The organism is Duganella sp. SG902, assembly GCF_013376005.1.
Lineage (GTDB): Bacteria > Pseudomonadota > Gammaproteobacteria > Burkholderiales > Burkholderiaceae_D > Rugamonas.
Genome location: NZ_JABMJK010000022.1, coordinates 37577 through 46634 on the forward strand (window position 1 = coordinate 37577; position 9058 = coordinate 46634).

The following is a 9058-nucleotide window of genomic DNA, read 5'->3' on the forward strand; positions in this document are numbered from 1 at the left end:
GTGGTGATTAGCTGCCGCTGATCAGGCGGTTGCCGGCTTGCGCCATCGAATCGGTGGCGGAATACAATTTCATCTGGATTTCAAACGTGCGGTTCAGGCTCATCACCGAGACCATTTCCTCGACCGCCGAGACATTGCTGCCCTCGAGGTGGCCGGGGCGCAGCACCACACTCGGGTCGGTGGCCAGCGGGTTGCCGTCGCGCGCCACCAGCAGGCCCTGGGTGTTCTTGGTCAGCTCCGAGGCCTCGGCCTTGACCAGGCGCAGCTTGTCGATCACCTGCATGGTGGTGGTGCCCGGGGCCTGGATCGAGATGGTGCCGTCGTTGCCGATGGCGATGGCGGTGTACTCGGGCAGGGTGATCGGGCCGCCTTCGCCCAGCACCACGTCGCCGTTGACGCGCAGCGTGCCGTTCTCGTCCAGCACCATGGCGCCGGCGCGGGTGTAGGCCTCGCCACCGGCGCTCTGCACGGTCAGGAAGCCGTTGCCGGCGATCGCCACGTCGAGGTCGCGGCCGGTGCTTTTCATGGTGCCCGGCTTGGTCGACAGGGCGTTGGCCTGCAGCTGCGACATGTGGCGGTCGTCATAGCCGTAGCCGTTGACGGCCTGGGCGGCGGACAGCTCCATGTTGGCGCGGAAGCCGCCGGTGTCGATGTTGGCCAGGTTGTTGGCGTGCACCTGCTGCCCGCGCAGGGCCCGCTCGGCCCCGCTCATGGCGGTGTAAATCAGCGCGTCCATCGGTCAGCCTGTCCTTAGATCGCTTGCATCAGCGATTGCAGCATGGTCGACTCGGTCTGGATCACCTTGGAGTTGGCCTGGTAGTTGCGCTGCGAGGTCATCAGGCCCACCAGTTCCGAGGTGATGTCGACGTTGGACTGCTCCAGCGTGCTGACGTTGATGGTGCCGCCCATGCCCACGCCCGGCGCGTTCACCAGCGGTTCGCCGGAGGCGATCGAGGTCACCCAGCTGGTGTCGCTGACGGCGGTCAGCGCGCCCTCGTCGGGGAAGGTGGCCAGCGCCAGGCGGCCGACGGTCTGTTTCTGGCCGTTGGTGTAGCTGGCGATCACCGAGCCGTCCTCGCCCAGCGTCAGGCCGCTGTAGGTGCCCGAGGCGTAGCCGTCGGCGTTGTTGGTCGAGGTGGTGGCCTCGCCGGAGAAGCCGGTGGTGCCGGTGTAGTTGATGACGACGTCGTTCAGCACGCCGCCGTTGGAGGTGGCGGTGCCGGCCAGCGGGATGGTGATGCTGCCGGCGTCGGCCGCCGGGTCCGGGGTCAGCATCTGGCCGGTGGCCGGGTCGAAGGTCATGACGGTCGGGGTGCCGACTTCCACGCCGTCCAGCACGTAGTGCACGTCGACCGAGTTGGGGGTCGAGGCGCCGCTGCCGCCGCCGGTGCGGGCGAAGTACTGGGTCAGGGTGTGCTTGCCGCCCAGGGTGTCGTAGATGACCGAGGCCTTGCTCATGTTGAAGGTGCTGGTGTCCGGCGCGTCGGCCGGGGTGGCCGGCGGGGCCCAGACCGCGCTCGGCGCCTCCCAGTCGGCCGACAGGTTGCCGATGTAGGTGACTTTTTCCGAGGCCACGGCCGGGATGGCGCCGGTCGGGATGGCGACGTCGCCCTGCGCGCCCAGCGTGCCGGTGGCGGCGTTGACCGGGTAGCCCTGCACCTTGCGGCCGGAGGCGTCGACCAGGAAGCCCTCCTTGGAGGCGTCGAAGATGCCGACGCGCGTGTATTCGGTCTCGTTGGTCGAGGTGTTGCGCGTGATGAAGAAGCCGCGGCCGTTGATCGAGGCGTCCAGCGAGCGCCCGGTGCTCAGGATGCCGCCCTGCAGGCCGATGTTCTGCGTGGTCGAGCCGACCTTGACGCCGGTGACCTGGGTGCCCGCCACCAGGGTCGAGAAGTTGGCGCGGCTGGCCTTGTAGCCGTAGGTGCCGGCGTTGGCGATGTTGTGGCTGGTCACGTCCAGCGAATCGTTGATGGCCTGAATGCCCGACAGTGCGATATCGAAACTCATGGTGGTATCCTTCCTTAGAGGGTAGCTTGGGTGGCAGTGTTTTTGCCATTGAAGGCGGAGATGGTGTCGGAACCGGTGTCGCCGATGTTGCTCACGTTGAGCGAGACGGCGCCGGTCGGCAGCAGGCGCACGTTGTTCAGGCGGCCCTGGATGTCGATGCTCGGCGATTCCTTGCCGCTGGTCTCGATCGCGATCTTGTAACTGCCCTCGGTCAGGCCGAGCTTGGCCGGGTCGATGCTGAAGTTGAGCGTGCCCGGCGCCTGGGTGCCGAGCTTGAGCTCGTGGCGCACGCCGTCGTCGCCGGTCAGCACCACGGTGGTGGCGGTGCTGGAGGCGGCCAGCGTGGCCTGGCCGCTGATCTTGGCGCCGCTGCCGTCGACCTTGATGTTCTTGGTGGTGATCATCAGGTCCGAGCCGACCTGGCCGCCGAGCGCCATCACCTGCAGGCTCGACAGCGCGCTGGCGCTGGCCGAGGTGATGTTGGTCAGGTTCTGCAGCGACTCGGTCTGCGACAGCTGGGTCAGCTGTTGCACGAACTGGGCCGGGTCGGTCGGCGACAGCGGGTCCTGGTTCTGGATCTGCGCCACCAGCAGCTTGGTGAACATGTCCGAGGTTTGGCTGGCGGTGTTGCCGATGATGCTGCTGTTCGCCGAAGCGGACGTGCCGCCGCCGTTGTTGTTGAGGAGACTGACGGTCATGACTTAGCCTTCACCGAGTTTAAGGAGGGATTGCTGCATCGTGCGGATGCGGCCGAGCACTTCGACATTGGTTTCAAACGCGCGCGAGGCCGACATCATGTCGGTCATCTCGGCCACCTGGTTGACGTTGGGGTAGAACACCATGCCCTCGGCGTTGGCCATCGGGTTGCCCGGCTCGTACACCTGGCGCAGCGGCTCGTCCGACTGCACCACGTCCAGCACCTGCACCTTGCCGCCGGCGCTGGCCATGCCGTCCGGGCCGTCGCCCATGACGGCCGCGAACACCGGCTTGCGCGCGCGGTAGGTGTCGGCCTCGGTGCCGGCCACGGAGTCGGCGTTGGCCAGGTTGGAGGCGATGGTATTCAGGCGCACGGACTGCGCCGCCATGGCCGACCCGGCGATCTCTGAAATATTCTTGAACGACATGCTGGCGCTCCTGTTGCTGCGTTACTGGCCGTTGATGGCTTTCGCCAGGCCCTTGAGTTTCATGTTGACGAAGGTCAGGCTGGTGGCGAAGTCGGTGGCGTTCTGCGAGAAGGCCGCCTGCTCGACGCCGATCTCGACGGTGTTGCCGTCGCGCGTCGGGTGGTAGGGCACGCGGTACATCAGCGCGCTGTCGCCGCCGTCGCCGAGGTCGCCGTTGCCCTCGGCCTGCACATTGGCCAGCGTGGCGCCGAAATCCATGTCCTGGGCCTGGAAGCCGGGCGTGTTCTCGTTGGCGATGTTGGCCGCCAAGATGCGCGTGCGCTCGGCACGCAGGGCCAGCGCGTCGGCGTGGACGCCCGCCGCGTCCTTGAAGTTAATGCCCATGTTCTTCCCCTGTTGAAGACGTTGCTGTAAACCGTGTCGAGCCATGTAGAATGACCTCCCGCATCATAGTAGAGGTATTGCTCATGTTCAACAAATGTATTGTAACTGTTTCGGCGGGAGTGTTGCTGGTTTGCATTCCGATTTCCGAGGTATTTTGCGCGAGCGCGCCGGTGGCGGCGGAGCAGGTACCCGGCATCGTCGAGGCGGCTGCGCGCAAACACCTCGAGCGTTGGGGCGAGGCGGCCGGCCTGAGCGAGCCGCAATACGCCATCGCGGTGGTGCCGGGAACCAGGCCGCTGGCCGCCTGCGGCCAAGCGGTGGCGGTGCAGGGCGCCGACACGCGGCTGCCCAGCCGCATGCGTTTCGTCGCCACCTGCGCCGGCGCCGGCGGCTGGCGGTACGAGTTCATCGTGCGCGCCCAGGTCTCGGCCCGCGTTGCCGTCATGGCAAGCGACTTGGCGGCCGGGAAAGTACTGGCAGATGAAGATGTGTTGCTGGAGCGCCACGATATCTCGGCCATCGGCGACAGCGTCAGCGATCCGGCCGAGGCCGTGGGCATGAGCGGCAAGCGCACGCTGCGCGCCGGCGAGATCGTGCGCAAGGGTTTGCTGAGCTCGCCGACCATGGTCAAGCGCGGCGAGCCGGTGCGCATCGTCGCGCGCCGCGAGCAAATCGAGGTCAGCATGGCGGGCGAGGCGCTGGACGCCGGCGCGCGCGGCGACACGGTGCGGGTGCGCAACGCCAACGGCACGGTGATCCGCGCCCGGGTGACCGGCGCTGCCACGGTGGAACCTGTCTCGGCGCCGATCACAGCTAGTTCCCCGTCGGAGTGATGCCGGCCAGGCCGCCGCCGCGCTGCAGCTGCGCGGCCACCTTGCTCAGTTTGTCTGCATAGTTGGGGTCGGTGGCATAGCCGGCCTTGGCCAGGCCGCTGGCGAAGGCGCGGGCGTCGCTGCCGGTGTTGAGGGCCGCCGCGTAGCGCGGATTGCCGCTCAGCAGGCTGGCGTAATCGCGGAACGCGCTGGCGGTGTCGGGATAGGCGCGGAAGCGCTCGGTCTTGCGCAGCATGGCGCCATGTTCGTACTCGGTGGTGCTGGCGACGGCCACCTCGCCCTGCCAGTTGCCGCCGGCCTTGACGCCGAACAGGTTGTTGGCGTTGGCCGCGCCATTTTTCAGCGGTTGCTTGCCCCAGCCCGATTCCAGCGCCGCGTGCGCGGCCACCAGTTCGGGCGACACCCCCAGCTTGCCGGCGGTTTCCTCGGCCCAGGGCTTGATCGAGGCCAGGAATTGCTGTTGCAGGGCGCTGTCGACGCCGTTGCCGTCGTCGCCGATGGCGCCGCCGGCGCGGTTGCGCAGCGCCATCGCCTGCAGGCTCATCGCTTGCGAGGAGGGCTGGGCGTCGTGGCGCACGCCGCTGTCGCCGCGCGCGATGTAGGCGGCGACGTCGGCCTGCACTTGCTGGAAGGTGGTGGTGAAGGCGCCGGACGCGGCGACGCCGCCAGTGGCCGCGGTGGGGCGGCTGGCGCTCATGTTCGATACGGTTGCGGCAGTGGGGGCGGTCGCCTGCGTCGCCCCGTTAAGCTGGCGCATAAATCTGCTCCTCGCCATGCAGCACGCGCTGCATGATGGTGTATTGCTCGACCAGCAGGTCGCCATTGCGCTTGCTCAGTGCCTTGCATGCGATAACGGCCTGTTCCAGTGTGTTCCAGTCCGCCTCCATTTTCTCCCGCGCGGCATTTTTCAGCAAGGCAAATGCCTGCGTCATGGTGCCTTGCGGCCCCACCAGGCGTTGTACCAGCGCCACGCGCAGCGCGCGGCGCGCCTGCATGGTGTCGACCAGGTCGGAGATGGCCTGCGCCACCGGGCCCAGTTCGGCCGCCTTGTGGCGCAGCGCGGCCTGGAATTGTTGTTGCAACAGCTCCTGCAGCGCGGCGTAGGCCCGCAGGTCCTCCGCGATCCCGGCCAGCAGCTGACGCATGGCGTCCTGGCGCGACAGGCTGGCCACCTCGCTCACTGCTCGCTCCCGTGGAAGCGCTGGATCAGGCCGGCCAGCTTGCCGGCGTCGAACGGCAGCTCGCCCTTGGCCAGCGCGTCGCGCAGCATGTCGACCTTTTCCTGGTCGATCTCCGGCATCTCGCGCATCGCCTGCAGCGCCGGTTGCAGCACCGCCGATTGCAGCGGCGCCGGGGCGGGCGCGGCCACCGCTTCCGGCGCTTCCACCGGGGCGCTGTCGGCCACGCGCTGGACGGCCATCCCGTCCGCGGTCGAAGTCGTGATTCTCATACGTGTGCCTCGTGTTGGCTTGGTTTCCATACGAACTCTATCTTACTTGTTGCGGCGCGGATCACGCAGCGGGCTGTCGCCGCCGAGCTTGCTGCGCAGCTGCTGCAGCAGCGTGGCGTCCGGCAGCGCGGTGTCGACATCGTGGATCAGCGGGTCGGTCGCGTCGGGCATGCCGAACATGGTGGCGATGGTCCTGGCCTGCGCCGTGGTCAGGATCAGCAACTCGATGCGGCGGTTGACGCCGGCGTCGGCGCGCTTGACGTCGAGCGGCGCGCGGTCGGCCATGCCGACCACCTGCAGCACCGATTCGCGGTTCATGCCGCCGGCCAGCAGCTGCGCGCGGGCCGACATCGCGCGGTTGGCCGACAGCGTCCAGTTGGAGAAGGCGGCGTAGCTGGTGTCGGCGTACTGCAGCGAGTCGGTGTGGCCGACGATCAGCATCTGGTTCTCCATCCGCTGGAACAGCGGCCCCATCTTGCGCAGCAGCGCGCGGAACTTGTCGGTCGGCACCGCGCTGCCGCGCACGAACATGCCCTGGCGGTCGGTGTCGTGCAGCATCACGCGCAGGCCGTAGGGGGTGACCACGGATTCCAGGTTGCTCGACAGGCCGGCCTCCGCGCTCATCTTGGTCAGCACCTTGGACAGCTGGGTCAGGTCGTCCGGGGTGTCGTACCTGACCTTGGAGGAGGGCTGCTCGGGCTGCTCGGCCACCTCGGCCGTGGCCTTCTTCTTGCCCTCGGCCTCGGCGGTGCCGAAGTGCGGCATCGGGAAGCGGTCGATCAGGCTGCCGCGCGGGCCGCCCACCTGCTCGGGCATGACGCCCTTGCCCTGGTCGGTCTTGGCGCCGTCGGCCTCGGTCAGGATCTGCTGCAGCGACTCGGTGTTGCGCGCCGCCATCAGCCACAGCACCAGGAACAGGCACATCAGCGCCAGGCAGAAGTCGGCGAACGCCACCTTCCAGGCGCCGCCGTGGTCGTCGTGCTTGTGCTTGCCGCCACCGCGCTTGACGATGGTCTGGTCATGCCCCTTGTCATGCGGCTTTAGCACCACGGCCTCCACGACGCGAACTGTCATCGGCCGGCGCGCTGTCGCGGCCCTCCAGATCGTTGATCCAGCGCTCGAGCTGGGCGAAGCTCGGCTTGATGTTGAGCTGCACCAGGCGGCGGCCGGCGTCGATCGCCAGCAGCGGCGGCTTGCCGGCCACGTGGGTCACCAGCACCACCTTGACGGTCTCCTTGTTGGCGGCCTCGGAGTTGACCAGCTGCTTCATCATATTGCACAGCGGGTCGATCAGGCCGTAGCAGAAGAAGATGCCAATGAACGTCCCCACCATCGCCGCGCCCACGTGCTCGGCGATCTCGCCCGAGGTGGCGCCCTCGTTCACGGTGTTCATGGTGATCACGATGCCCAGCACGGCGGCCAGAATGCCGAAGCCCGGCATCGCCTCGCCGATCTTGCCGAGCGACTTGGCCGGCTGCTCGAGCTCGGTGTGGATGGCTTCCAGTTCCTGCTCCAGCACGCCTTCGAGCTCGTGCGCGTTGATCTTGCCCATCGCCATCAGGCGGAAGTTGTCGACGATGAAGGCCAGCAGTTTGGGCTCCTCCAGCACGCGCGGGTAGCGCTGGAACAGCGGGCTGTCCTTGGGCGCCTCGACGTGGGCGTCGAGCGCCTTCAGGCCGCCGGCGGCCAGCTGCAGCAGCTCGTACATCAGCAGCAGCAGCTGGCGCTGGAATTCCGAGTCGTATTTCTTCTTGGTGATGATCTTTTTGATCTGCGTCATCATCTCCTTGAGCACGTGGCTGGGGTTGCCGATGACGAGCGCGCCCATGCCGGCGCCGGCGATCACGATCAGCTCGATCGGCTGCCAGATCTGATGGAAGGCGCCGCCCATCATGAAGAAGCCGCCAAAGACACTGCCTAAAACTATGAGGAGACCGACTATTTGCTGCATGATGATTCGCCTTTCCGCGTCATTTTTCCAATCCCTGGCCGCATCGCGCCGTGCCTCAGGCGTTTTGCAGTACTGCTTTCATTTTGTTGAGCGCCGCCTTGTTGAGCTGACAGACGCGGGCGTCGGTCAGGTCCAGCACGGCGGCGATTTCCTTGTAGCTGAGCTCGAATTCGTAGTACATCTGCACCACGCGCTGCTCGCGCTCGTCCAGCCCGCGCAGCGCCTGCTCCAGGCTGCGCCGCACCATCAGCTGGTCCTCCGGGCTGGGCGCGCTGTCGTTGCTGACGCTTTCCTGCAGCACCTCGTCGAAGCTGGCGATCAGCTCGGCGTTCTCATCCATCAGATACGCCTGGTAGCCCTCCGGCGTCAGCGCCAGCGCCTCCATGATCTCGTGCTCGCTCGGCTCGCGCCCCAGCTTGCGGGTCAGCGCGCGCACGCCGTCGCGCAGCTTGTGGCTTTGCTGGCGCACCGCGCGCGGGCGCCAGTCCTGGCGCCGCAGTTCATCGAGGATGGCGCCGCGGATGCGCAGGCTGGCGTAGCTGCCGAAGGCGCCGTCGGGCTCGCCGTAGCGGCGCAGCGCCTCCAGCAGGCCCATCAGGCCGATCTGTTCCATGTCGTCGCGGTCGATGGCGCCGGCGATCTGCGAATTGAGCTGACGCACGATGCGCTTGACCAGCGGCGCGTACGCCAGCAGGTGCTTTTGCTCGTCGGCCACGCTGTGCACGAGCGGCGCCGCGCCGTGCTCACCGTAGCTTTCGGCATAAGTCTCGGCGAATTCCTCTACGTATCCCATGCCCGCTCCACTTGTGTTCATGCTGCCTTGGCTTACTCGACAATGAGCTTGCCTATCATGACTTCGTCAAACGGCTTTTCGCGGCCTTCCTGCTCGAACGCGTGGTCGAAGGCCTTGTTCAATTCCCCGGCGAACTGGTCGATGGTCATCACGCGCGCGCTGGCCATCGGCAGGTTGGACAGGGTCTTCACCGCCACGCTGCGCAGCATCGGCAGGTTTTCCTTGGTTTCCTTCTCGCGCTTGGCGTCGGTGGCCACCACCAGGTCGGCCGACAGATAGTGCGTCACGGTGTCGCTCGGCTCATGCTTGAGCATGACCACCACCTTGTCCACGGTCAGGTACTTGGGCGGCAGCTCCGACTTTTTCTCTTCCTTCTTGGGTTTTTTCTTGGCTTCCTTTTCCTCGGTCGCGTGTTCCTCGCCGCCCTTGGACATGTACCAGACGGCGCCGCCCGCCACCCCGGCGGCCAGCACGGCCACCGCCGCAAAAATGATGATGACTTTTTTGTTCATTGTG

The 9058-nt window shown here is 66.9% G+C and carries 13 protein-coding genes; 1 reads left to right on the plus strand and 12 read right to left on the minus strand.

All coding sequences use genetic code 11. The annotated features are described in order from the left end of the window. Positions 1-7: 7 nt before the first annotated feature. From FHW83_RS28110 to flgB, 5 genes are read right to left on the minus strand one after another with little or no spacing between them, the layout of a single operon-like run. A complete protein-coding gene (locus FHW83_RS28110) occupies positions 8-736 on the minus strand; it encodes a flagellar basal body rod protein FlgF (protein ID WP_176649661.1) in 729 nt (242 codons plus the stop codon). A gap of 14 nt (positions 737-750) precedes the next feature. Then, positions 751-2007, minus strand: coding sequence for a flagellar hook protein FlgE (locus FHW83_RS28115; protein WP_176649662.1), 1257 nt, complete (start codon positions 2005-2007; stop codon positions 751-753). Between the two features lie 14 nt (positions 2008-2021). Then, positions 2022-2705, minus strand: coding sequence for a flagellar hook capping FlgD N-terminal domain-containing protein (locus FHW83_RS28120; protein WP_176649663.1), 684 nt, complete (start codon positions 2703-2705; stop codon positions 2022-2024). A gap of 3 nt (positions 2706-2708) precedes the next feature. After that, positions 2709-3131 carry a flagellar basal body rod protein FlgC gene (flgC, locus tag FHW83_RS28125; RefSeq protein ID WP_176649664.1) on the minus strand — a complete coding sequence of 141 codons (423 nt, stop codon included), beginning with the start codon at positions 3129-3131 and terminating at the stop codon, positions 2709-2711. A 21-nt stretch (positions 3132-3152) separates the two neighbouring features. Further along, positions 3153-3515 (minus strand): flagellar basal body rod protein FlgB, encoded by a 363-nt coding sequence (gene flgB, locus FHW83_RS28130; RefSeq protein WP_176649665.1) that lies wholly within the window; start codon positions 3513-3515, stop codon positions 3153-3155. A gap of 119 nt (positions 3516-3634) precedes the next feature. Between flgB and flgA the strand changes: the two genes are divergently transcribed. Then, the gene (gene flgA / locus FHW83_RS28135; RefSeq protein ID WP_373997280.1) at positions 3635-4348 is read left to right on the plus strand and encodes a flagellar basal body P-ring formation chaperone FlgA; all 714 of its coding nucleotides are present in this window, start codon (positions 3635-3637) and stop codon (positions 4346-4348) included. Here flgA and FHW83_RS28140 read toward each other — a convergent pair. Genes FHW83_RS28140 through FHW83_RS28170 form a run of 7 tightly spaced genes read right to left on the minus strand, consistent with a single transcriptional unit; the run spans position 4329 to position 9054 of the window. Next, a complete protein-coding gene (locus tag FHW83_RS28140; protein WP_176649667.1) occupies positions 4329-5105 on the minus strand; it encodes a glycoside hydrolase family 73 protein in 777 nt (258 codons plus the stop codon). The two genes, flgA and FHW83_RS28140, sit on opposite strands and share 20 nt — an antisense overlap. Then, positions 5092-5529, minus strand: a complete 438-nt coding sequence (gene flgN / locus FHW83_RS28145; protein WP_373997281.1) for a flagellar export chaperone FlgN — start codon at positions 5527-5529, stop codon at positions 5092-5094. The genes FHW83_RS28140 and flgN overlap by 14 nt, the downstream gene beginning before the upstream one ends. Then, positions 5526-5798 (minus strand): flagellar biosynthesis anti-sigma factor FlgM, encoded by a 273-nt coding sequence (locus FHW83_RS28150; protein ID WP_176649668.1) that lies wholly within the window; start codon positions 5796-5798, stop codon positions 5526-5528. The genes flgN and FHW83_RS28150 overlap by 4 nt, the downstream gene beginning before the upstream one ends. Before the next feature lie 42 nt (positions 5799-5840). Beyond that, entirely contained in the window at positions 5841-6872 is a 1032-nt protein-coding gene (locus FHW83_RS28155; RefSeq protein ID WP_176649669.1) for a flagellar motor protein MotB, read from the minus strand. Next, on the minus strand, positions 6829-7749 hold the full coding sequence (motA, locus tag FHW83_RS28160; RefSeq protein ID WP_155461956.1) for a flagellar motor stator protein MotA: 921 nt from the start codon (positions 7747-7749) through the stop codon (positions 6829-6831). The genes FHW83_RS28155 and motA overlap by 44 nt, the downstream gene beginning before the upstream one ends. 55 nt (positions 7750-7804) lie before the next feature. Beyond that, complete coding sequence (locus tag FHW83_RS28165; RefSeq protein ID WP_176649670.1) at positions 7805-8542, minus strand: FliA/WhiG family RNA polymerase sigma factor; 738 nt, start codon at positions 8540-8542, stop codon at positions 7805-7807. A gap of 32 nt (positions 8543-8574) precedes the next feature. Further along, entirely contained in the window at positions 8575-9054 is a 480-nt protein-coding gene (locus FHW83_RS28170) for a flagellar basal body-associated FliL family protein (RefSeq protein WP_176649671.1), read from the minus strand. Positions 9055-9058: the final 4 nt, after the last annotated feature.

Coding starts and splice junctions, on each gene's coding strand:
- FHW83_RS28110 (WP_176649661.1), bottom strand. CDS start 736: ATGGACGCGCTGATTTACACCGCCATGAGCGGGGCCGAGCGGGCCCTG.
- FHW83_RS28115 (WP_176649662.1), bottom strand. CDS start 2,007: ATGAGTTTCGATATCGCACTGTCGGGCATTCAGGCCATCAACGATTCG.
- FHW83_RS28120 (WP_176649663.1), bottom strand. CDS start 2,705: ATGACCGTCAGTCTCCTCAACAACAACGGCGGCGGCACGTCCGCTTCG.
- flgC (WP_176649664.1), bottom strand. CDS start 3,131: ATGTCGTTCAAGAATATTTCAGAGATCGCCGGGTCGGCCATGGCGGCG.
- flgB (WP_176649665.1), bottom strand. CDS start 3,515: ATGGGCATTAACTTCAAGGACGCGGCGGGCGTCCACGCCGACGCGCTG.
- FHW83_RS28140 (WP_176649667.1), bottom strand. CDS start 5,105: ATGCGCCAGCTTAACGGGGCGACGCAGGCGACCGCCCCCACTGCCGCA.
- FHW83_RS28150 (WP_176649668.1), bottom strand. CDS start 5,798: ATGAGAATCACGACTTCGACCGCGGACGGGATGGCCGTCCAGCGCGTG.
- FHW83_RS28155 (WP_176649669.1), bottom strand. CDS start 6,872: ATGACAGTTCGCGTCGTGGAGGCCGTGGTGCTAAAGCCGCATGACAAG.
- motA (WP_155461956.1), bottom strand. CDS start 7,749: ATGCAGCAAATAGTCGGTCTCCTCATAGTTTTAGGCAGTGTCTTTGGC.
- FHW83_RS28165 (WP_176649670.1), bottom strand. CDS start 8,542: ATGGGATACGTAGAGGAATTCGCCGAGACTTATGCCGAAAGCTACGGT.
- FHW83_RS28170 (WP_176649671.1), bottom strand. CDS start 9,054: ATGAACAAAAAAGTCATCATCATTTTTGCGGCGGTGGCCGTGCTGGCC.